At 72.2% G+C, this 20,258-nt stretch carries 22 protein-coding genes; 12 read left to right on the forward strand and 10 right to left on the reverse strand.

Annotation, left to right across the window (positions count from 1 at the left end):
- The first annotated feature begins 88 nt into the window (after positions 1-88).
- Positions 89-718: a hypothetical protein gene (locus tag ABYE80_RS02830; RefSeq protein WP_372788506.1), complete on the forward strand. Its 630-nt coding sequence runs from the start codon at positions 89-91 to the stop codon at positions 716-718.
- Here the strand turns inward: ABYE80_RS02830 and ABYE80_RS02835 are convergent.
- Positions 615-2,336, reverse strand: a complete 1,722-nt coding sequence (locus ABYE80_RS02835; RefSeq protein ID WP_372788507.1) for a GMC oxidoreductase — start codon at positions 2,334-2,336, stop codon at positions 615-617. The genes ABYE80_RS02830 and ABYE80_RS02835 overlap by 104 nt on opposite strands.
- A gap of 143 nt (positions 2,337-2,479) precedes the next feature.
- Between ABYE80_RS02835 and ABYE80_RS02840 the strand changes: the two genes are divergently transcribed.
- Positions 2,480-3,586, forward strand: a complete 1,107-nt coding sequence (locus ABYE80_RS02840) for an alcohol dehydrogenase catalytic domain-containing protein (protein ID WP_372788508.1) — start codon at positions 2,480-2,482, stop codon at positions 3,584-3,586.
- Between the two features lie 75 nt (positions 3,587-3,661).
- Here the strand turns inward: ABYE80_RS02840 and wrbA are convergent, their stop codons facing one another.
- On the reverse strand, positions 3,662-4,282 hold the full coding sequence (wrbA, locus tag ABYE80_RS02845; RefSeq protein ID WP_372788510.1) for an NAD(P)H:quinone oxidoreductase: 621 nt from the start codon (positions 4,280-4,282) through the stop codon (positions 3,662-3,664).
- Between the two features lie 26 nt (positions 4,283-4,308).
- On the reverse strand, positions 4,309-5,217 hold the full coding sequence (locus ABYE80_RS02850) for an EamA family transporter (RefSeq protein ID WP_372788512.1): 909 nt from the start codon (positions 5,215-5,217) through the stop codon (positions 4,309-4,311).
- Between the two features lie 48 nt (positions 5,218-5,265).
- Here ABYE80_RS02850 and ABYE80_RS02855 point away from each other — a divergent pair, with 48 nt between their 5' ends.
- The gene (locus ABYE80_RS02855; protein WP_372788514.1) at positions 5,266-5,760 is read left to right on the forward strand and encodes a MarR family winged helix-turn-helix transcriptional regulator; all 495 of its coding nucleotides are present in this window, start codon (positions 5,266-5,268) and stop codon (positions 5,758-5,760) included.
- On the opposite strand, the gene ABYE80_RS02860 is transcribed toward ABYE80_RS02855, so the two are convergent.
- On the reverse strand, positions 5,757-6,134 hold the full coding sequence (locus ABYE80_RS02860; RefSeq protein WP_372788515.1) for a hypothetical protein: 378 nt from the start codon (positions 6,132-6,134) through the stop codon (positions 5,757-5,759). The two genes, ABYE80_RS02855 and ABYE80_RS02860, sit on opposite strands and share 4 nt — an antisense overlap.
- A 46-nt stretch (positions 6,135-6,180) precedes the next feature.
- Here ABYE80_RS02860 and ABYE80_RS02865 point away from each other — a divergent pair, with 46 nt between their 5' ends.
- Positions 6,181-6,537, forward strand: coding sequence for an arsenate reductase family protein (locus ABYE80_RS02865; protein ID WP_372788517.1), 357 nt, complete (start codon positions 6,181-6,183; stop codon positions 6,535-6,537).
- A 43-nt stretch (positions 6,538-6,580) separates the two neighbouring features.
- Here ABYE80_RS02865 and ABYE80_RS02870 read toward each other — a convergent pair whose 3' ends face one another.
- Positions 6,581-7,132 (reverse strand): hypothetical protein, encoded by a 552-nt coding sequence (locus ABYE80_RS02870; protein WP_372788518.1) that lies wholly within the window; start codon positions 7,130-7,132, stop codon positions 6,581-6,583.
- Between the two features lie 9 nt (positions 7,133-7,141).
- On the opposite strand from ABYE80_RS02870, the gene ABYE80_RS02875 reads away from it, so the two are divergent.
- Entirely contained in the window at positions 7,142-8,314 is a 1,173-nt protein-coding gene (locus ABYE80_RS02875) for an ATP-binding protein (RefSeq protein WP_372788520.1), read from the forward strand.
- A gap of 53 nt (positions 8,315-8,367) precedes the next feature.
- Positions 8,368-10,068 carry a putative bifunctional diguanylate cyclase/phosphodiesterase gene (locus tag ABYE80_RS02880; protein WP_372788522.1) on the forward strand — a complete coding sequence of 567 codons (1,701 nt, stop codon included), beginning with the start codon at positions 8,368-8,370 and terminating at the stop codon, positions 10,066-10,068.
- A gap of 31 nt (positions 10,069-10,099) precedes the next feature.
- On the opposite strand, the gene ABYE80_RS02885 is transcribed toward ABYE80_RS02880, so the two are convergent.
- On the reverse strand, positions 10,100-10,813 hold the full coding sequence (locus ABYE80_RS02885) for a metallophosphoesterase (RefSeq protein ID WP_372788523.1): 714 nt from the start codon (positions 10,811-10,813) through the stop codon (positions 10,100-10,102).
- A gap of 24 nt (positions 10,814-10,837) precedes the next feature.
- Here ABYE80_RS02885 and ABYE80_RS02890 point away from each other — a divergent pair, with 24 nt between their 5' ends.
- Positions 10,838-11,446, forward strand: coding sequence for a GNAT family N-acetyltransferase (locus ABYE80_RS02890; protein WP_372788524.1), 609 nt, complete (start codon positions 10,838-10,840; stop codon positions 11,444-11,446).
- 7 nt (positions 11,447-11,453) lie between these two features.
- Positions 11,454-12,002, forward strand: a complete 549-nt coding sequence (locus ABYE80_RS02895) for a hypothetical protein (protein ID WP_372788526.1) — start codon at positions 11,454-11,456, stop codon at positions 12,000-12,002.
- Here the strand turns inward: ABYE80_RS02895 and ABYE80_RS02900 are convergent.
- From ABYE80_RS02900 to ABYE80_RS02910, 3 genes are all read right to left on the reverse strand, one after another.
- Positions 11,962-13,206: a cytochrome P450 gene (locus tag ABYE80_RS02900; RefSeq protein WP_372788527.1), complete on the reverse strand. Its 1,245-nt coding sequence runs from the start codon at positions 13,204-13,206 to the stop codon at positions 11,962-11,964. The two genes, ABYE80_RS02895 and ABYE80_RS02900, sit on opposite strands and share 41 nt — an antisense overlap.
- An 88-nt stretch (positions 13,207-13,294) precedes the next feature.
- The gene (locus ABYE80_RS02905; RefSeq protein WP_372788528.1) at positions 13,295-14,044 is read right to left on the reverse strand and encodes an ABC transporter permease; all 750 of its coding nucleotides are present in this window, start codon (positions 14,042-14,044) and stop codon (positions 13,295-13,297) included.
- The gene (locus ABYE80_RS02910; protein WP_372788530.1) at positions 14,037-14,924 is read right to left on the reverse strand and encodes an ABC transporter ATP-binding protein; all 888 of its coding nucleotides are present in this window, start codon (positions 14,922-14,924) and stop codon (positions 14,037-14,039) included. Before ABYE80_RS02910 ends, ABYE80_RS02905 begins: the two co-directional genes overlap by 8 nt.
- Between ABYE80_RS02910 and ABYE80_RS02915 the strand changes: the two genes are divergently transcribed.
- The gene (locus ABYE80_RS02915; RefSeq protein ID WP_372788532.1) at positions 14,899-15,876 is read left to right on the forward strand and encodes a hypothetical protein; all 978 of its coding nucleotides are present in this window, start codon (positions 14,899-14,901) and stop codon (positions 15,874-15,876) included. The genes ABYE80_RS02910 and ABYE80_RS02915 overlap by 26 nt on opposite strands.
- 79 nt (positions 15,877-15,955) lie before the next feature.
- Positions 15,956-18,115, forward strand: coding sequence for a polyphosphate kinase 1 (gene ppk1 / locus ABYE80_RS02920; protein WP_372788534.1), 2,160 nt, complete (start codon positions 15,956-15,958; stop codon positions 18,113-18,115).
- A gap of 2 nt (positions 18,116-18,117) precedes the next feature.
- Here ppk1 and ABYE80_RS02925 read toward each other — a convergent pair whose 3' ends face one another.
- Positions 18,118-18,810 (reverse strand): TetR/AcrR family transcriptional regulator, encoded by a 693-nt coding sequence (locus ABYE80_RS02925; RefSeq protein ID WP_372788535.1) that lies wholly within the window; start codon positions 18,808-18,810, stop codon positions 18,118-18,120.
- On the opposite strand from ABYE80_RS02925, the gene ABYE80_RS02930 reads away from it, so the two are divergent.
- Positions 18,809-19,387, forward strand: a complete 579-nt coding sequence (locus ABYE80_RS02930) for a 2-hydroxychromene-2-carboxylate isomerase (protein ID WP_372788537.1) — start codon at positions 18,809-18,811, stop codon at positions 19,385-19,387. The two genes, ABYE80_RS02925 and ABYE80_RS02930, sit on opposite strands and share 2 nt — an antisense overlap.
- Complete coding sequence (gene ilvE, locus ABYE80_RS02935; RefSeq protein WP_372788538.1) at positions 19,384-20,244, forward strand: branched-chain-amino-acid transaminase; 861 nt, start codon at positions 19,384-19,386, stop codon at positions 20,242-20,244. The genes ABYE80_RS02930 and ilvE overlap by 4 nt, the downstream gene beginning before the upstream one ends.
- The last annotated feature ends 14 nt before the right edge of the window (positions 20,245-20,258 follow it).

Below are 20,258 nucleotides of genomic sequence, written 5' to 3' on the forward strand. Positions count from 1 at the left end.
GGGGACCGCAGGCTGGGGTGGACGTGCTGCGCGGTCGCCACGGGGGCGTGCTGGTGCACGCGGACGGCACCGTGCAGGAGGTGCACGCATGAGGCCCGACACCAACCCCCTCGACCACGTGTGGTGGCTCCTGTCCCGGACCGCGGGCATCGTCGCGCTGCTGGCGATCACCGCGTCGGTCGGGCTCGGCCTCTGGGCCTCGATCCGCGCCAAGCGGCGCCCGGGGATGGCGGTCGCCATGCGTGGCGCCCACGAGCACCTGGCTCTCGTCGGCCTGGTCTCGATCGCGGTGCACGGCGTCGCGCTGCTGGGAGACCCGTGGCTGCGTCCCGGCGTCAGCGGCATCGCCGTTCCGTTCGAGATCGGCTACCGGACGGTGTGGGTCGCCGCCGGCATCACCGGGGGCTACCTCGCGGCGCTGCTCGGGCTCTCGTTCTACGTGCGCCGGCATCTGGGCGCCGCGCGGTGGCGTCGCGTCCACCGCCTCGCCAGCCTGGTCTACGTCCTGGCCGTCGCTCACACCCTGGGGGCCGGGACCGACGCCGGCACGCCGTGGCTGCGATCGCTGATGATCGTGACCGGCGCCCCGATCATCGCGCTGTTCCTGATCCGCGTCAGCCAGCCGGCGCGTCCGGCGCCGCAGGGGCGGCGACCGGCGCGGACTCCCGCGCGGGAACCTGCGTCAGCGGCAGGCTCTCGATCGCCGGCGCTGCCGTGAGGGCTCGCTGCAGACCCTCCATGCCCTTGGCGGGGACACGGCTCATCGCGAGCTCGCTCATGGCGGTGATGGTCAGGGACGGGTTCACGCCGACGTTTGCCGGGATCGCGGAGCCGTCGCAGATCATCAGGTTCTCGTAGCCGAAGAGCCGGTGCTCCTTGTCGATGACCCCGGTGGACGGGTCCGAGCCGATGACCGCGCCGCCGAGGATGTGGGCGGTGGAGGGGATGTTGAACAGCGCCTCCATGGTCGAGGACTGGGCGACCCCGCCGGTCCGCTTGGCGAACCACTCGGCGGCCTTGTTGCCGATCGGGATGAACGTGGGGTTGGGCTTGAGCGGATCCTGCTCGGTGACGAGCTTGACCCCCTTGCCGAACCGCTTGGGCTTGGCCCGCAACGCGATCGCGTTGTCGAGCGTCTGCATGACGAGGATGATGATCGACTTCGAGCTGCCGCTCTTGAAGAACGTCGCACGCTGGAACTGACGCGGATGCCGGATCACGGTCGCCAGCCACTTCAGGGGCCGCGTGACGCGGGTGCCGCCGCCGGTGAGGATCGTGTTCAGGTACTGCATCGACCCACCCGCGTCGCCGTACACGCAGGTCTCGATGTGCGTGTCGGGGTCGGGGTAGATGCTGGAGGTGATCGCGACGCGGTCGGTCAGGTCGTCGGGGTAGTCCTTGGGGACGTTGACGCCGAGGATCGCCTCGCTGTTGGTGCGCACGAGCTCACCGAGCCGATCCGAGACGGACAGCGAGCCGCGGTGCTTGATCGTCGCGAGCAGCCGGTTGGTGCCCAGGGCGCCGGCCGAGAACACGACGCCGCGCGTGCGGATCTCCCGTGCTCCCTTGCGCACCCACGCGCCGGCGCGCTCGTCGCTGACGACGTAGCCGTCGGACCCGTCGGCGGCGGCGAGGGGGCGCACGTCGGTCACCATGCGCGACGGCTCCACCCGCACGCCGAGCTTCTCGGCGAGGTAGAGGTAGTTCTTGACCAGCGTGTTCTTCGATCCGTGCGGGCACCCCACCATGCAGCGGCCGCAGTCGATGCAGCCGGTGCGCTCCGGGCCCTCCCCGTCGAAGTAGGGGTCGTCGACGGTGACGCCGGGCGTGCCTCGGTAGACGCCGACGCGGGTCTTCGCGTAGGTGTCGCCACAGCCGAGCTCCTCACCGAACTCCTTCAGGAGCTGGTCGGCCGGGTCGTCCTTCCAGTAGGTCTGCACGCCGAGCATCCGCTCTGCCTCGTCGTAGTGCTCCTCGAGGTCGGCGCCCCAGTTGCCCAGTGCGGACCACTGCCCGTCCTCGTAGAAGCGCTGCGGAGCCCGGTAGAGGGTGTTCGCGTAGCCGAGCGAGCCGCCGCCGACGCCGGCGCCGGAGGCGATGAAGATGTCCTTGAAGATCGACAGGCGCAGGATGCCGCGCATGCCGAACTTGGGGGCGAAGAAGTAGCGGCGCGCATCCCACGTGCTCTTCGGGAAGTCCTTGTCCTCGAACCGCTTGCCGGCCTCGAGCACGAGGACCTTGTAGCCCTTCTCGGCCAGCCGCAGGGCGCTGACGCTGCCGCCGAAGCCGGATCCGATGATGACCCAGTCGTAGTCGTACTGCCGTTCCGTCGCCATGGTGCGCTTCCTCTCCGCTGACCGCTCGTCCCCGGAGCCTAGCGCAAACCTGACGCATGCGTCAGGTTTGTGGCGGGTGTCGCACCTGCTGGTGCGCGCCGGGTGGCGGGACGCCGCCGACCCGCGAGGGTAGGGTCGCGACCATGAAGATGCGAGCGGCAGTCCTGGAGGAGTTCGGCGCGCCCCTGGTCGTGCAGGAGGTGGATCTCGCGGAGCCGAGAGCGGGGGAGGTCCTGGTCCGCGTGGTCGCCTGCGGGGTCTGTCACACCGACCTCTACACCGCCTCGGGCGTCGACCCGTCCGGGTACGCCCCGACCGTCCTCGGGCACGAGGGCGCCGGGGTCGTCGAGGCGATCGGTGCCGGGGTCAGCTCACTGGCGGTCGGGGATCACGTCGTCACGCTGTTCGCACCCCAGTGCCGCGAGTGCGACCACTGCACGTCCGGCAAGACGAACCTCTGCATGGCGATCCGCGCCCAGCAGAACGCCGGGTACCTGCCGGACGGGACCACCCGGTTGTCCCGTGACGGAGAGCCGATCAGGCACTTCATGGGGACCTCCACGTTCGCGGAGTACACGGTCATGCCCGAGATCGCGCTGGCGAAGATCAGTCCGGAGGCCCCATTGGACCGCGCGTGCCTGTTCGCCTGCGGGCTGTCGACCGGGCTCGGCGCCGCGATGAACACCGCCGCGGTCGAGGCCGGCTCCACCTGCGTCGTCTTCGGCGCCGGCATGGTCGGCCTCGGTGCGGTCGCCGGATGTCGGCTCCAGGGCGCGGAGCGGATCGTCTGCGTCGACCTGTCGGCCGAGCGCCTGGAGCTCGCTCGCGGTCAGGGCGCGACCGACACGATCGTCGCCGACGACGACACGACCGCGAAGATCCTGGAGATGACCGGGGGGATGGGAGCCGACTACACGTTCGAGGCGACCGGTCTGGTGCAGGTCATGCAGCAGGCGGTGGAGACCGCGCGCATGGGGTGGGGGCTCGCGACGATGGCGGGCGTCGCCGGCAAGGGCGAGACGCTCGACATCATCCCGCGCTGGCTGATCCAGGGGCGGCGCGTCGCCGGTTCCTCGTTCGGCGGGGTCAAGGGGCGCGACGAGGTCCCCCTGCTCGTCCAGCGCTATCTCGACGGGGACATCGACGTCGACGCGTTCATGTCCCACCGCATCACCCTCGACGAGGTCAACAAGGGCTTCGATCTGATGCACCACCAGGACGGGATCCGCTCGGTCATCGACATGTCGTAGACCAAGGAGGCCGTTCCGCCGCGACCGGGCGGGCGCTCGCGGGGCGGAGCGCCCGACACCGGCGGGCGCTGCGCCTCAGGCCGCGATCGGCTCGCCCACGGCCGCGAGCTTCGCGGCGTAGCTCGCGAGCCGCCGTCCCTGGTGGCGCGCGGCCGCTCGCACGGCCTCGGGGAGCTCGGCGACCGCGTCCCCGGAGGTGTACGAGGTGCCGTAGGGGTTGCCTCCCGCCCCGAACACCGACGCGTCGGTGTAGCCGGGGGGCACGACCACCGCACCCCAGTGGTAGAGCAGGTTGTTCAGCGCGAGGATCGTCGACTCCTGCCCGCCGTGGGCGTTCTGCGCGCTCGTGAACGTGGTGGCCGCCTTGTCGGCGAGCGCGCCGCGCGCCCAGAGCCCTCCGGTGGTGTCCAGGAACTGCTTGAGCTGCGCTGCGGGCAGCCCGAACCGGGTCGGGGTGCCGAAGGCGAACCCGTCCGCCCATTCGAGGTCCTCGAGGGCGGCCTTCGGGGCGTCGAGGCCCGCGCGGTAGTGCGTCCACCACGCCTCCTGCTGGCGGATGACGTGCTCGGGGGCGAGCTCCGCGACCTCGCGGAGCCGCACCTCGGCTCCGGTCTGCTGCGCGCCGTCGGCGACGGCTTGCGCGAGCTGGCGGACGTGGCCGGTCGAGGAGTAGTAGATGACGGCGATTCGGGGCATGGGTGTGTCTCCTGTGATGGTGGTGGTCAGGACGCCGCGGGGTGCGGTCGCAGGACGATGGGACGGCGTGGTTGCGGTGGCCGGGCCAGCTGGGCGGCGAGGATGCCGAGCAGCACGAGCGCGACGCCCACCGCTTGGGCGGTGCTGAGCGCGGTGCCGAGCGCGGCCCAGTCGATGATCACGGCCGTCACCGGACTCAGCAGCGCCAGCGTCGAGACCCGGGCGACGGGCAGGGCGGCCACGCCGCGCAGCCAGAGCACGTAGGCGAAGCCCGTCGAGATCAGGGCCAGATACAGGTACCCGGCGATCTCGCGCTCGGTGAGCATGCCGGGCAGCCCCTCGAGAAGCAGGAGCGGCGGCAGGCAGAGCATCCCGCCGAACGTCAGTTGCCACGCGGTCGACTGGAGGGCCGACACCGGCAGCGCCCAGCGCCGCGTCAGGACGATTCCCAGGGCCATGGAGCCGGCCGCCGCGAGCGCCGCGAGGACCCCGAGGGCGTCGAGGTGCGACGGGGAGGCTCCGACGACGAGCGACACCCCCACGACGCCGGTCACCGCCGCCGCCAGCTGTCCGCGGCCGGTGGGGGTCTTCACCCACCATGCGGTCAGGCCCAGCGCGAAGATCGGCTGCAGGGCGGTCAGCGTGGCGGCGGTCCCGCCCGGCAGGCGGTACGCGGCCACGAAGAGCAGTGCGAAGAACGCCCCGATGTTCAGGCCGCCGAGCACCGCCAGTCGCCGCAGCGTGTCGCGGCTGGGCAGCGTGCGGGTGGCCAGGAGCAGCAGCAGACCGACCGGCAGCGCGCGCAGGGTGGCGCTGAGCATCGGCCGCCCGGGCGGGAGGAGCTCGGTGGTCGTCCAGTACGTGGTTCCCCACAGCACAGGGGCGACCGCGGTGGCGAGAACCAGATAGATCGCTCGCGAGCGAGAGAGTTGCATGGGCGGAACTGTAGCACGATCTCTCGCGAGCGAGATATATTGCTCCCCATGACCCACGACCGCGGCCCCGTCGCCCAGATCACCTCGGCCTGGAACACCGTGCACCCGGACCTCGACACCACGCCGATGGCGGTGCTCGGGCGCGTCCACCGGCTGTCGCGCCTCGTGGCCGCGGAGGTCGAGACGCACTTCGCCGCCAGCGGCATCAGCCGCGGTGACTACGACGTGCTCGCGACGCTGCGTCGCGCAGGGGGGCCGCTCACCCCAGGGCGTCTGCAGGAAGGTCTCCTGCTCTCGTCCGCGGGGATCACCGGTCGTCTCAACCGCCTCGAACGGGCAGGACGGGTACGCCGGGTCCCGTCACCCGACGACGGCCGCGCGGTGCTCGTCGACCTCACGCCGGAGGGGCAGGCCCTCGTCGACCGGCTGGTGCACGAGGACATGGAGCGTCAGGGGGAGTTGCTCGCCCGGCTGAGCCCGTCGGAGCAGCGGACCGCCGTACGCCTCCTCCAGAAGCTGCTCGACGGCGTCGAGCCCTCCTAGCGCGCCTGCGCCTCCCGGCTCAGCGTGGCCTTCCAGACCAGGAAGGCGAAGGCGAACTGCAGCGGCAGGCGGGCGATGAGCGTGGCCCGGCCCCCGGGCACCTGGGGGAACGCCTCCGGGTGCATCGCCATGTGGATGTTCGCCGGATACACGCCGACGAGCGTCGCCAGCAGCAGCCATCCGCCGGCACGCCGGGTCCGTGGGTGAGCGCTCATCAGCGCGCCGGCGAGCTCGGTCGCACCGCTCGCGTACACCAGCTCCCGGTGGGCCGGCAGGTAGTCCGGCACGATGGCCTCGAACGGCTTGGGGGTCACGAAGTGGAGGATCCCCGTGAGGCTGAACGCGTAGAGGGTGAAGCGCCTGGCGAAGGTCATGTGGGCGAGGACCCTATCCGCGGTCGACGTGTTCTACGGTGCCAACATGGCTGCGCTGCGCGTCTACGAGAAGCCCACCTGCACCACGTGCAAGAACCTCGCCGCGCTGCTCGACGCGCGCGGCGTGGAGTGGGAGTCGGTGCGCTACCACGACGTCGGCCTGACCGAGCCCGAGATCCGAGACCTGCTCGCCAAGGCCGGGGTCGGCCCGTACGACCTGCTGCGGCGGCGTGACCCCGTCGCCAAGGATGTGGTCCTCCCGGCCGATCCACCCCTGAGCGACGACGCCCTCGTGGCCCTGATGGCCGAGCACCCCACGCTGCTCGAGCGGCCCGTCGTCGTCGCCGGCGACCGCGCGGTCCTCGCCCGTCCGATCGAGCGCGCCCTGGAGCTGCTGGAGTAGACGCGGCCGGAAGGGGAGGCGACCCGCCGTCGCCACGCGACGGCTACAGGGCCGCGGCCGGCGGGGGCCAGCCGGGCTCCATCTCGTACTCGTCCTCGCCGAGCGACACGACCAGGGGGTCGTGGCCCCGGGCCGTGATCGAGATGGGGGCGTCCGGGTCGTTGGTCGACCACGTCGCCATGACGACGTCGCGCGGGCCGACCCGACGGGTCATGCCCAGGACCGCCTCGGCGTAGTGCTCGAGGCCGCCGATCATCGAGGCGATCTCGCCGGTCTCCCGGTTGACCTCGAAGGGCGGGAGCTGTCGGACGTTCGGCACGTCCGGGGGCGGAACGTCGAGCTCGACGGCGTGGGGCATGCGCATCGTCCGCTCGTCGACGACCACCTCGATCGGCAGGAGCTGCCCGACGTCCACCAGGGCGGGCCCCTCGCCGAGGCCGTGGTCGATCAGCGCCACGGCGCGTACGGCACCGCTGTGGTGCAGGAACTCACGGAGCAGGGCGACCACCGGGTCGAGCGGACCGACCGAGGCCACCAGCTCGTAGGCGTCGGCGTCCTGCCCGGTGTCGGGACCCGTGTGCGGGGCGTCATCCATGCCTGCAGGATGCCACGCCCCCTTCAGGTCCTGCCGCGTCCTGCCGAAGAACAGGAGATGGTGTCGCGCCCGTTCCCCACGCGCCTGCCCGCCGCCCGCCCCGAGCGGGACGACGACGTGCGCCTCGCCGACCTGTCCACCGAGCTGCTCGCCGTGCTCGACGCGGACGGCCGCCTCCGCCGTGGCAACCGCGCGTGGAGCAGCGTCCTGCCGTGGAGCGCGACCGCCGCCGGCGTCGCCGACGTCCGCGCCCACGTCCACCCGGACGACCACGCGACGTTCGATCAGGCGCTGCACACGCTCCTGGGGGGCGGCGTCGTCGACGACGTCGTCGTGCACCTCGACGACGGCACCGGTGGGTATCGCCGCATCACGTGGACCGGTCGGCCGGACCCGGAGGCCGGCGTGGTCGCGATCCGTGGTCGAGACGTCACCGATCAGCACCGCGACGCCTGCGAGCACGAGCGACGCGCCGCACGCCTGCAACGCACGAACGACGACCTCCAGGAGTTCGCGTACGTCGCCTCCCACGACCTCTCCGAGCCGCTGCGGATGGTGACCAGCTACCTGGACCTGATCCGGCGCCGCTACGACGACCAGCTCGACGAGGCCGGACGCGAGTTCATCCACTACGCGGTGGACGGCGCGCATCGGATGCGGGCGCTCATCGACGATCTGCTCGTCTACTCCCGCGTCGGGGCCGCGGACGTGCGGCGCGACCTCGTCGACCTCGACGCGGTCATGGCTGACGTCCGCCACGATCTCGCCGCCGCGATCGACGAGGCCGGGGCCCACGTGCGCTGGTCGGATCTGGGCACGGTTCGCGGCGACGCGACCCAGTTCGGCCAGCTGCTGCAGAACCTGGTCGCCAACGCCGTGAAGTTCCGCGGCGAGGAAGCACCCGTGGTCGAGATCACGCGTGAGACGACCGACGACCACGTCGTCCTGCGGGTCCGCGACAACGGGATCGGCATCGACCCGCGGTACGTCGAGCGCATCTTCCAGGTCTTCGCGCGACTGCATCCGCGCGCCGAGTACGCGGGCACGGGGATCGGTCTCTCGATCTGCCGTCGCATCGTCGAACGGCACGGCGGGACCATCTCCGTCGTGTCCGCTCAGGGGGAAGGCACGACCTTCGTCATCACGCTACCGATCGAACATCCGGGGGAACCACTTCCATGAATCCACCCTTCGGGGGGTCCGGACCGGCAGGGTTCCGGCCTCACGAGACAGGTGTGCTCACCACGGCCCCGCGTCTGCTCCGCGTCCTCGTCATCGAGGACAACCCGGGGGACGCGGTCCTCGTGCGCGAGATGCTGCGCGACGCGCACGACGCGACCTACCAGCTGCACCACGCCACGCGCCTGCGCGAGGGGATCACGCATCTCCTGAACCAGGGCGCCGACTGCGTGCTCCTCGACCTCTCGCTCCCGGACGCGGAAGGGCTGACGGCGCTCGCGCAGTTGCGCAACGTCGCCGTCGACACGCCGGTGATCGTCCTGTCCGGGCGCAGCGACGAGACCATCGCGGTGCGCGCGGTGCAGGAGGGGGCGCAGGACTACCTGATCAAGGGCCAGGTGGACACGCGGCTGCTCTCGCGCTCGATCAGCTACGCGATCGAACGCAAGCGCGCGGAGCTCCAGCTCGCGCACGCCGCGCTCCACGACGGCCTCACCGGCCTGCCGAACCGGGCGCTGCTGCTGGACCGTCTCGGCCAGGCACTGACCCGGCTCGGACGACGGGCCGCCTACGTGGCGGTGCTGTTCCTGGATCTCGACCGCTTCAAGGTCGTCAACGACTCGCTCGGCCACGACGCGGGGGACCGCCTGCTCGTCGACGTCGCGATGCGGCTCAGCAGCGACCTCCGGGGAGGGGACACCGCCGCGCGGTTCGGCGGGGACGAGTTCGTGATCCTGTGCGAGGAGGTCGAGGGTGAGCGGGAGGCGATAGCGATCGCGGACCGGATCGCGGCGTCCCTGGACGCGCCGTTCCGCGTGGGGGACGAGGAGGTCTTCGTCCGCACGAGCATCGGCATCGCCCTGGCCTCCGGCGGCGGTGTGCGCCCCGAGACGGTCATCCGCGACGCCGACGCCGCGATGTACCGCGCCAAGGAGCGCGGCGGCGGTGCCTGCGAGGTGTTCGACGACGGCATGCGCGAACGGGCGCTCCAGCGCCTCGAGCACGAGCACCGCCTCCACCGCGCGCTGCACCAGCACGAGTTCGTCCTCCACTACCAGCCGCAGGTCCGGATGACGACCGGCGTCGTGGCCGGTGTCGAGGCGCTCGTGCGCTGGGAGCATCCCGAGCGCGGGCTCGTACCGCCGGGCGACTTCATCTCGAGCGCCGAGGAGACCGGCCTGATCATCCCCCTGGGGGCGTGGGTGCTGGAGGCGGCGTGCCGTCAGAGCGCCGCGTGGGCGCACGCGCTCGGCGAGCGATCCCCCGTCGTGTCGGTGAACCTGTCGGCGCGGCAGATCGCCCATCCCGATCTCGTGGCGACCGTGGCCGAGGTCCTCGAGCGGACGGGGGCCGATCCGGCCACGATCTGCCTCGAGGTGACCGAGACGGCCGTGATGCAGGACCTGGAGGCCGCCGTCTGCGTCCTGAACGAGGTGAAGGCCCTGGGCCTGACGCTCGCCATCGACGACTTCGGCACCGGGTACTCGTCGCTGCGCGCCCTGCAGCGGTTCCCGTTCGACACCGTCAAGATCGATCGCTCCTTCGTGTCGGGCGTGCAGGACAGCGAGCAGGCGGCCGCGATCGTCTCGGCGATCGTGTCCCTCTCGCACGCGCTGGGCCTGAGGACCGTGGCGGAGGGCGTGGAGGAGGTCGGGCAGGTCGAGCGCCTGCGCGCGCTGGGGTGCGACGTGGCGCAGGGGTTCTTCTACGCACGCCCCACGCCGGCGTCGAACCTCGACAGCCTGCTCGGGCTCTGAGGTCGGGCCCGGGGTCCCGCCGGCGGCCCGCTCAGGCGTGCCCGCGCTCCAGCCGGCCGGCGATCTCCGACGCCCACGGGGCGTCGATCGCGCGCAGTGCCGCGGCGCTGCCGGCGTGGTCGTAGTCGACGCGGCGCAGCTCGACGCCGTCGCTGTGGACCAGTGCGTAGGCGGCGCGCACGTCGCCGTCGAGCGGCAACCCGACGCTGCCGGGGTTGAGCAGCTCGATCCCGCCGGGGCCGGGTCGCAGGAACTGGAGGTGCGTGTGCCCGAAGATCAGGCGCGGCTCGCTGACGCCGGCGGCGTTCGCCGCGTCGTGGTCGGTGTGCGTGGGCAGGAACGAGGTCATGTCCGAGCGTGCGGAGCCGTGCACGATCCGGCTGGCGACGCCGTCGGGCGTCACGACGGCGGTCTGGGCGTCGAGGTCCCCGAGGCGACGGACCGCAGCCGGGTCGAGCGCCGCGAGGGCGTGGGCGGCGGCGCCGCGAACGACCTCGGTGTCCGGTTGGTCGCCGGCCGGACACGTGGCGAGCCAGCGGTCCCAGTTGCCGCGGATCCAGGTCGTGGAGGCCGGGGCCAGCGCGTCGAGGGCGGCGAGGGTCTCCACCGGCCAGGCGCCGAACGCCGTGTAGTCGCCACCCAGGACGTGCGATCCGGCCCCGGCGGATCGCGCGTCGGCGAGCACGGCCCGCAGGGCGGGGAGGTTGCCGTGAATGTCGTAGAGCAGCGCGACGGGTGCGGTCATACGCACACCAATAGCATCGGCGGGGTGGAACGCTCGTTCGCACTGCGCGGCCCGACCCTCACGCTGCGGCCTCCCGGGGAGGACGACGTCGCGGACCTGTACCGGCTGGGGTCGGACCCCGAGGTGACGCGCTGGTTCAGCTGGGGGCCCTACCGGACCGCCGACGAGCCGGCGGCGTACGTGCGTCGGGCGGCGGAGCGACTGCGGGCCGGCGTGCAGCTCGATCTGCTCATGGTGCACGCCGAGCACGGGCCGGTCGGGGTGACCGGGCTGTCGGAGTGGAGCATGCGCGACCGGAGGGCGATCGTCGGCACGTGGTTCGGTCGTCCGTACTGGGGGACCGGTCTCAACGCCGAGTCCAAGGCCCTCGTCGGACACCTGGCGTTCGAGATCTACGATCTGCAGCGGCTCGGCGCGTACGCCGACACCCGCCACGCGCGCTCCCAGCGGGCGCTGGAGAAGGTGGGGTTCGTCCGCGAGGGGGTGCTGCGCGCCTGGCATCGGCACGGCGACACGCAGAAGGACGTGGCGCTCTACGGCCTGCTGCGGGCGGAGTGGCAGGACTCGGCGCTGCGCGAGGTGGCGGTCGCGATGAGTGGCAGCGCGCCCGAGGTCTTCGCGGGTGGGGGATGATCAGCGCATGAGCGACACCTCCACCGCCCACGACCTCCGCGCGCCGCTCCCCGGAGGGGACCAGGCGGCCGTCCTCACCTGGCGGGCGCCGCGCGAAGGGCTGCGACCGGGCGATCGGGACGTGACGCGGCTGGAGGCGACCCACGCGCTGCTGCGCACGACCGATCTCGACGGGCGCGGCCACGAGCGGCGGCTCGAGCTCGACGAGGCCGACGCGTACCTGCGCGACGCCAGGGCACTCGCGGCCCGCGGCGCGGAGATCGACAAGAACGCCAAGCAGCGGCACGCGGAGATCGCCGCGGCCCGCCAGGAGCTGCAGGACGACATCGACCTGTCGTGCCCGCACTGCGGGCTCGCCCGCGCCTACCGCGGCCGGCGCGAGATCGTGACGACGGCCCGGCCCGGCGAGCTGCAGCGGGCCGACGACCTCGCGCGCTCACATCTCGGGTCCGTCGTCTACCACGAGTACGCGTGCCCGCGGTGCGGGTCGGTCGAGCTGTTCTCGGACGGGCCGCTCAGCCACCCGCTGGCCGCAGCCGCACGGGCATCGTCTTGATCTGACTGATGAACGGGGACTCGACCCAGGTGAGCGGGCCGCACAGATCGGCCTGCGGGAACCGCGCCAGGGTCTCCTCGATGAGGATGCGCAGCTCCAGACGGGCGAGCGCGGTGCCGAGGCAGAAGTGGCGGCCGCCGGCCCCGAACGCCTGGTGCTCGGGGTTGCGCAGCACGTCGAACCGATCCGGGTCCTCGTAGCGCGTCTCGTCGCGGTTGCTCGACGGGTACCAGAGGACGACCTTCTCGCCCGCCTTGATCTCCTGGCCGTGCAGCACGCAGTCGCGCGTCGCGGTCCGACGGAAGTGGGCGAACGCCGGGAACATCCGCAGCGCCTCCTCGACCGCGCCCGGGATCCGCGACGGGTCCTCGAGCAGCAGGTCCCGCTGGTCGGGGTGCTCGATCAGCGCGTGCATCGCGCTGCAGTAGGTCGCCTTCGTCGAGTCGTTGCCGGCGGCGACGAGCAGGAAGAACCCCATGACGATCTCGTGGTCCTCGAGCTTCTGCCCGTCGACCTCGGCGTGCACCAGGACGGAGGTCAGGTCGTCGGTGGGCTGCTCGCGGCGGGCGGCCACCAGCTTCATGCAGCGCTCGAAGACCTCGGGGATGCCCTTGTCCATCACGGCGCCCACGCCCTCGGGGTTGAGGTCGGGGTCGCCGGCGCCGAGGGTGGAGTTCATCAGCGCTGCCCAGGCCGCGTCGTCCTCCGGCGGGATGCCCATGAAGCTGCCGATGACGCGTGAGACGGCGGGCTGCGCGACGTCCTCGACGAGGTCGATCACCTCGCGGCCTTCGACCCGGTCCAGCACCTCGCACACGATCTGCCGGATCTCGTCCTCGTGGTCGGCGATCCGCCGCGGGGTGAACGCGCGCTGGAAGAGCGCCTTGATCCGATCGTGCTTGGGCGGGTCCATCCCGATGAACATCGCGCGCATGAGCTCCAGCGGGAAGCCCTCGGTCACCGCGGTGATGCCGCCGAGCTCCGAGGAGTAGGTCTCCCAGTCGCGGCTCACGGTCAGGATGTCGTCGGCGGTCGTGACCGACCAGAAGCCGGCCTCGGTGGGGTACTCGGTGATCCTGGAGGACCAGTGGACCGGGCAGCCGCTGGACCGGATCGCGCGGAAGAGCTCGTGCGGCGGGCCCTCGAGCCAGTGCTCCCGGTCGGTGACGAGAACGGTGTCGAGGTCGTGTTCGGTGCGTGGCATCGGGCCCTCCGGGACAGGGTGAGGTCGGTCGCTCGTGCGGTCCCGGTGATGCTATCGGCAGGACTGGCCGGTCAGCCAGTTTTTTTCGTCAGGCCCGGCGGGACTCCCACGAGAAGCCGCGGACGGCGAGCGCGAGCCCCGCCGCACCCCAGATGACGATGACGGCCAGACCGCTCAGGTTGTCCCCCAGCGTCGCTCCCGTCACCATCGCCCCGGACAGCCCGTCGATCAGGTGCGTGAGCGGGAGGGCCTGCGCGATGTCGCGCAGGAACGCCGGGGCGTCGTCGCTGTCGAAGAAGACCCCGGAGATGAAGATCACCGGCAGGAACACGATGTTCACGTACGCCGGCGCGGCGTCGAAGTTCGGGATCACGTGCGACCAGGCGACGCCCAGCGCGGCGAGGGTGATGACGCCGGCGAGGACGAAGACGGCGAGCTCCACGTACTCCTTCGGCCAGTCCACGCCGAAGAACGCCTTGCCGGCGAGCACGACGATCACGATTTGCACGACGGTGTTCGTCACGGCGTTCGCGAAGACCCCGGCCAGGTACGAGCCTGACGGCAGCGGCGTCCCGCGCATCCGCTTCAACACCCCCTGCTCGCGGAGGAACACGAGGTTCATCGCGAGCGCGCTGAACGTCGTCGACATGACGCTCATGCCGGCGATGCCCGGGACGATGACGTCGAGGTCGTCCTGCGAGCCGCTGAACACCGCGCCGAAGAGCATCAGGAACAGCAGCGGCAGCGCGAAGTTGAAGAACGCCGCGGAGGGGTTGCGCCAGAACATCCGGCGCTCGAGCCGGTACTGGTGCCAGGCCAGGCTCATCGCGTCAGCCACCGGAAACCTCCTCGCGTGCCTCGGCCGTGAGCTCCAGGTAGACGTCCTCGAGCGTCGGGCGGCTGACGCTGAGGTCGCGCAGCGGCTCGTCGCGGGCCAGGGCCGCGCTGGTGAGCTGGTGCAGGAGCGCGGTGGGATCCTCGGTCTCGCGCGTCTCGATCTCCCCGCGCTCGCTGCGCCAGGTCACGCGGTAGCGGGACGAGCCGACGCCCAGGGAGGCCGGTGGACCCTCGGCCACGATGCGGCCCTCCTTGAGGATGGCGACGCGGTCGCACAGCGCCTGCGCCTCGTCGAGGTAGTGCGTGGTCAGCAGCACCGTCTTCCCGAGATCCTGCAGCGACCGCACCACGTCCCAGGCCTGGCGGCGGGCGGCCGGATCGAAACCCGTGGTCGGCTCGTCGAGGAAGATGAGCTCCGGGTCGCCCACGAGCGCCAGCGCGAAGTCCAGGCGACGGGCCTGCCCGCCGCTCAGCGTCCGCGTCCGCTGCCGGGCGAGCGCGGTGAGCCCGGCGAGCTCGAGGACCTCGTCCACGTCACGCGGGGCGGGGTAGAAGCGGGCGAAGTGCGCCACGGCCTCGCGCACCTCGACGTGGCGGTACATCCCGGTCGACTGCAGCACGATGCCCACGCGGGCCCGGAGGTCCCGCGAGCGCTGGGCCGGGTCGTGGCCGAGCACCGAGACGATGCCGCTCGTGCGACTGCGGTACCCCTCGAGGATCTCGACCGTGGTCGTCTTGCCGGCCCCGTTGGGGCCCAGCAGACCGAAGACCTCGCCGCGATGGACGTCGAAGTCGATGCCTCGGACCGCCTGGTGCTCGCCGTAGGCGCGCCGCAGTTCCCGGACGAGGATGGCGATGTCGGCCGAAGAGGAGGCGGGCATCAGGGAGACGCATCATGTCAAGCTGGGGCGCGTGCGGTGTGCGTGCATCGACATCGGCTCCAACACGACCCGTCTGCTGGTGGCCGAACCCGAAGGACCGCTCCTGCGCGAGCTGCGGGCCGAGCGGTCGTTCACGCGGATCGGCGCGACGTGCCACAGCGACGGCTCGATCCCGCCGGAGAAGATCGCCGAGGTCGCCGCGGTGGTGGCCGCCTACGCGGTCATGGCCAGGAGCGAGGGGGCGAGCCGGGTGCGTGCCGTCGCCACGGCGGCGGTGCGCGATGCGCCCAACCGTGCGGACCTCCTGGCCGCGATCCGCGCGGAGGCGGGCATCGAGGTCGACGTGCTGGAGTGCGAGGAGGAGGCGCGCCTGGCGTTCCTCGGGGCCACGGGGACCTGTCCGGGGTCGGCGTCGCCGGACACGGACGGTGCGACGCGGCCCGTCGCCGTGCTCGACGTGGGCGGCGGATCGACCGAGATCGTCGTAGGGCTGCCGGGCGGCACCGTGTCGTGGGTCGTGTCCGTCCCGGTGGGATCGAGCGTCCTGCGCATCCCGAGGCTCGGGGAGGAGGGCGTGCCGGATCCCGAGGCGCTCGCCCGCGCGCGTGAGCGCAGTGCCACGGCGTTCGCCGCGGTGCAGCCGCCGCCCGTGGAGCGCGCCATCGCGGTGGGAGGCAGCGCGACGTCGCTGGGGAGGCTCGTCGGGCCGGTGCTGTCCGGTCCGGCGCTGGCCACGGCGGTCGCCGAGCTCGCGTCCTGCACCGTGGCGGAGGTCACGCACCGGCACGAGCTGCACCCCGACCGCGTGCGGATGCTGCCCGCCGCGCTGATGATCCTGGCGGCAGCCGGCAAGGCCCTCCGCGGCGTGCCCCTGGAGATCGGTCGCGGCGGCGTCCGCGAGGGGGTCGTGCTCGAGCACCTGCGCCACAGCGGATGGTCTGCGCCGGAGTAGGCTGCACGGTGACGATCACCTCGCCTTCACCGGAACGCATACGGCGCCCCACCGTCCCACACCTACCGTCAAGGCCAGTATGAACGAGCCACCCCATACGCAGGAGCCGCTGCAGGAGCCGATCCGCGCGGTCGACACCGCAGCGCTGGAGCACGCGCCCGCGGTCCCCTCAGACCTGGACGCCCCCGCGCTCTACTTCAACCGCGAGCTCTCCTGGCTGGAGTTCAACAACCGGGTGCTGCAGCTCGCCGAGGACCCCGCCCAGCCGCTGCTCGAGCGGGTCAAGTTCGCCGCGATCTTCAGCAACAACCTCGACGAGTTCGTGATGGTGCGGGTGGCGGGTCTGCACGACCAGATCGACGCCGGGCTGGCCGACCGGGGACCCGACGGCCTCACGCCTTCGGAGACGGTGGACGAGATCCGCTCGCGGGTCGTCGAGTTGACGGGGCGCCAGGCGCGCTGCGTCGCCCACGACCTGCGGCCCGCCCTGGAGGAGCACGGCATCCGCATCGTCGGGATCGACGACGTCGGCGAGACCGAGCGGCGCGAGCTCGCCGAGCGCTACCGGCGGGCGATCTTCCCGGTCCTGACCCCGCTGGCGGTGGGGCTCGGGCGGCCGTTCCCGTACATCTCGAACCTCTCGCTGAGTCTGGCCGTGCTCGTCCGCGACCCGGTGACGGGCGTGTCGACCTTCGCGCGGGTCAAGGTCCCCAAGGAGATGCTCCCGCGGTTCGTGGAGGTGTCCGAGCGCGTCTTCGTGCCGCTGGAGGACGTGATCGCCGCGCACCTCGACAGCCTGTTCCCCGGGATGGAGATCGTCGAGTCCGGGGTCTTCCGCGTCACGCGCGACGCCGACTTCCAGGTCTCCGACGAGGCCGACGACCTGCTCGAGGCGGTGGAGGCCGAGCTGCGGCGACGCCGGTTCGGGGAGGTCGTGCGCGTCGAGATCGACAGCTCGATGAGCACGGACCTCTGCGAGCAGCTCGTCCAGGCGCTCGGGGTGGAGGAGCGGCAGGTCTACCACGTGGACGGTCTGCTCGATCTGGTCGACCTGTGGCAGATCGTGAAGCTGCCCGGGTTCGCGGAGCTGCGCGACGCGCCGTGGTCGCCCGTTACCCAGCCGCGGCTCCGGGGCGAGGACGGCGAGCGTGCCGATCTCTTCGCGGCGATCCGTCAGGGGGACATCCTCGTCCACCACCCGTACGACTCGTTCGCGACGTCCGTCGAGCGGTTCGTGGAGCAGGCGGTGAGCGATCCGGACGTGCTCGCGATCAAGCAGACCGTGTACCGGACGTCGGACGACTCACCGCTGGTGCCCGCGCTCATCCGGGCGACCGAGCGCGGGAAGCAGGCGGTGTGCCTGGTGGAGCTGAAGGCGCGGTTCGACGAGCGCGCCAACATCGCCTGGGCGCGTGAGCTCGAGGAGGCCGGGGTGCACGTCGTGTACGGGCACCCGTCCCTGAAGACCCACGCCAAGTGCGTGCTGATCGTCCGACGGGAGGGCGACGGCGTGCGCCACTACGTGCACGTGGGCACCGGCAACTACCACGCGACGACGGCGCGCCTGTACACGGACTTCGGTCTGTTCACCTGCGACGAGCAGATCGCGGGGGACGTGGCCGACATGTTCAACTTCCTCACCGGCTACGCGCGGCCGCGCGCCTACCGCCGGGTCCTCGTCGCCCCGAACCACCTGCGTGACGGGATCCTCGAGGAGATCGACGCGACGATCGCCGCGCACACCGAGGACTGCCCCTCGCGGATCGTGATGAAGATGAACTCGCTGGTCGACAAGAAGTGCATCCGCGCGCTCTACCGGGCCTCGCAGGCGGGGGTCCCGGTCGACCTGAACATCCGCGGGATCTGCTGCCTGGTGCCGGGCCTGCCGGGCGTCTCGGACAACATCCGGGTCAACTCGGTGGTCGGCCGGTTCCTGGAGCACTCCCGGATCTATGGCTTCGAGCGCGCGGGCGAGACGCGGGTCTACATCGGGTCGGCCGACCTCATGCCGCGCAATCTCGACACCCGGGTCGAGCTCGTGGCGCCGGTCGACGACGAGGTGCTCCGCGACGACCTCGTCGACACGCTCGATCGCTGCTTCGCGGACGATGCGAACAGCTGGGACCTGGCCGCCGACGGGACGTGGACGCGGCGCGAGCCGGGCGCCGAGCCGCGGTCGGTCCAGCGTGAGCTGATGCTCGGTCATCAGGCCCGGGCGGCGGAACCCGCCGCGGGCTGACCTCAGCCCGCGGAGCGCATCGCGGCCACGAGGACGTCGACGACGTGCTGGACCCGCGTGCCGCGCCAGCGCCTGTCGCGGGCGTCGATGCCGAGCCCGGCGAGCATCGTGTCGGCGTGGGCGTCGGGGAAGAAGCACAGGCCGACGGTGGTGATCAGGAGGTGCCGACGCACGGCGGGAGGCCGCCGCGGTCCGTCGAGCGCGTCGATGATCGCGTCGAGCGCGTCCTGGACGGCACTGGAGTGGGGGGGTCGCGCGGGCCCGGTCCGCCGTCCCTCGTTGAGGGCCTCCCACGCCATGAGGCGCACGAACTCGGGGTGCTCGGCGAGGAACCCGACGTAGCCCTCGACGATCTCGCCGAGCGCCCGCCGAAGGGTCGCCTCGTCGAGGGGGGCGGCGCCGTCCACCAGGGCGCGGACCCGGTCGACGACCGGTCGCAGCCGTGCTTCGCGCACCGCGAACTGCCGCTGGACGACGGCGTCGTACAGCCCCTCCTTGTCCCCGAAGAAGTAGGCGGGCAGCGCCGACGAGACGCCGGCCTCCTGCGCGATCCGTCCCATGGACGCGCCGTCGTACCCGTCGCGGGCGAAGCCTGCCTCGGCGGCGTCGAGGATGCGCTCACGGCTGGCGCCGGCGTCCCGGCGGCGTCCGCCGGGTTGCTTACTTCCTGATCGATCAGTAAGTTGTTCGCCCATGGTCACGTGCTGGTTCGATGTCGGGTCACCCTATGCCTACCTCGCGCTCGCGCGCTTCGACGACGTCCTCCCCGGCGTCGACCTCGTCGCGGAGCCCGTCCTGCTCGGGGCCGTCTTCGCGGCCCGGGGCCGGGCGTCGTGGGCGACCACCTCCCGCCGCGCGCTCGGCATGCAGGAGGTGGAGCAGCGCGCCGCCGCCTACGGGCTGCCCCCGGTGGTGTGGCCGGACCCCTGGCCGAACGACGGGCTGCGGGCCATGCGCGCCGCCGTGTTCGCGACTCGGGAGGGCCGCGGACTCGCCTTCGCCCGTGCCGCCATGCGTCTGGCGTTCGCCGAGGGCCGCAGCCTCTCCACGCCCGCCGCGATCGTTGATGCCGCCGACGCCTGCGGCCTGGACCCGGACGCCACGCTCGCCGCCACCCGCGACCCGCAGGTCAAGGACGACCTGCGTGCCCGGACCGAGCGGGCGCTCGCACTCGGGGTCGTCGGCGTGCCCACCTTCCGGGTCGACGGCGTCAACGCCTGGGGCGACGACCAGCTGGAGCTCGTCGCCGCGCGGGTCGGGGCGGCATCGTGAGCACCCGCATCGCCTACGTCGACGGCACGTGGTTCGACGACGCGCGGGACGCGACCATCGGCGTGCTCGATCACGGTCTGCTGTACGGCGACGGGGTCTTCGAGGGCATCCGCTTCTACGGAGGTCAGCCGTTCGCGCTGGCTCCGCATCTGCGGCGCCTGCGGGCGAGCGCCCGCGCCCTGCTCCTGGACGTCCCCTGGAGCGACGAGGACCTCGGCGCGCTGTGCCGGGAGGCCGCGGACCGCACCGGTCTCGCCGACGGGTACCTGCGTCTCATCGTCACGCGGGGGGCGGGCGCGCTCGGCGTGTCGCCGCACACCTGCGAACGCCCGACGCTGATCCTGATCGGCGCCCCGCTGACGCTGTATCCGGCCGACGTGACCCGAGCCGGCATCGACGTGGTCACGAGCGCGCTGCGGCGGGCGGCACCGGATGCCCTGCCACCCCAGGTGAAGTCGCTCAACTACCTGACGAGCGTCCTCGCCGCGATCGAGGCGCGCCGTCAGGGCGCCCACGAGGCGCTCCTGCTCGACGGCCAGGGCCGCGTCGCCGAGTGCACGGCGGACAACGTCTTCGTGGTGGTCGACGGTCTCGTGCGCACTCCCGCCGCGGCGGACGGGGCCCTGCGCGGCATCACCCGGGACCACGTGATCGACCTGCTGCGGGCCGACGGCATCGCGGTCCAGGAGGCCCAGCTCGTGCTGGCCGACGTCTGGACCGCCGACGAGGCGTTCCTGACGGGGACGGGGGCGGAGGTCGTCCCCGTCGCCCGGGTCGACGGCCGGGCGATGGGCTTCTCACCAGGCCCGATCACCCGGCGCGTGCAAGAGCTGTTCACCGCATCGGTGCGGCCCTGACGGGGACCGCGGGG

Origin of the sequence: Paraconexibacter sp. (assembly GCF_041602235.1) — a bacterium.
Taxonomy (GTDB): domain Bacteria; phylum Actinomycetota; class Thermoleophilia; order Solirubrobacterales; family Solirubrobacteraceae; genus Paraconexibacter.

Bases quoted from the DNA above. Each gene is read 5' to 3' on its own strand.
- ABYE80_RS02850 (WP_372788512.1), bottom strand. From the start codon at position 5,217: ATGCAACTCTCTCGCTCGCGAGCGATCTATCTGGTTCTCGCCACCGCG.
- ABYE80_RS02915 (WP_372788532.1), top strand. From the start codon at position 14,899: ATGTCGGCCGAAGAGGAGGCGGGCATCAGGGAGACGCATCATGTCAAG.
- ABYE80_RS02925 (WP_372788535.1), bottom strand. From the start codon at position 18,810: ATGGGCGAACAACTTACTGATCGATCAGGAAGTAAGCAACCCGGCGGA.
- wrbA (WP_372788510.1), bottom strand. From the start codon at position 4,282: ATGCCCCGAATCGCCGTCATCTACTACTCCTCGACCGGCCACGTCCGC.
- ABYE80_RS02840 (WP_372788508.1), top strand. From the start codon at position 2,480: ATGAAGATGCGAGCGGCAGTCCTGGAGGAGTTCGGCGCGCCCCTGGTC.
- ppk1 (WP_372788534.1), top strand. From the start codon at position 15,956: ATGAACGAGCCACCCCATACGCAGGAGCCGCTGCAGGAGCCGATCCGC.
- ABYE80_RS02830 (WP_372788506.1), top strand. From the start codon at position 89: ATGAGGCCCGACACCAACCCCCTCGACCACGTGTGGTGGCTCCTGTCC.
- ABYE80_RS02855 (WP_372788514.1), top strand. From the start codon at position 5,266: ATGACCCACGACCGCGGCCCCGTCGCCCAGATCACCTCGGCCTGGAAC.
- ABYE80_RS02860 (WP_372788515.1), bottom strand. From the start codon at position 6,134: ATGACCTTCGCCAGGCGCTTCACCCTCTACGCGTTCAGCCTCACGGGG.
- ABYE80_RS02870 (WP_372788518.1), bottom strand. From the start codon at position 7,132: ATGGATGACGCCCCGCACACGGGTCCCGACACCGGGCAGGACGCCGAC.
- ABYE80_RS02875 (WP_372788520.1), top strand. From the start codon at position 7,142: ATGCCACGCCCCCTTCAGGTCCTGCCGCGTCCTGCCGAAGAACAGGAG.
- ABYE80_RS02895 (WP_372788526.1), top strand. From the start codon at position 11,454: ATGAGCGACACCTCCACCGCCCACGACCTCCGCGCGCCGCTCCCCGGA.
- ABYE80_RS02835 (WP_372788507.1), bottom strand. From the start codon at position 2,336: ATGGCGACGGAACGGCAGTACGACTACGACTGGGTCATCATCGGATCC.
- ABYE80_RS02910 (WP_372788530.1), bottom strand. From the start codon at position 14,924: ATGCCCGCCTCCTCTTCGGCCGACATCGCCATCCTCGTCCGGGAACTG.
- ABYE80_RS02885 (WP_372788523.1), bottom strand. From the start codon at position 10,813: ATGACCGCACCCGTCGCGCTGCTCTACGACATTCACGGCAACCTCCCC.
- ABYE80_RS02930 (WP_372788537.1), top strand. From the start codon at position 18,809: ATGGTCACGTGCTGGTTCGATGTCGGGTCACCCTATGCCTACCTCGCG.
- ABYE80_RS02900 (WP_372788527.1), bottom strand. From the start codon at position 13,206: ATGCCACGCACCGAACACGACCTCGACACCGTTCTCGTCACCGACCGG.
- ABYE80_RS02865 (WP_372788517.1), top strand. From the start codon at position 6,181: ATGGCTGCGCTGCGCGTCTACGAGAAGCCCACCTGCACCACGTGCAAG.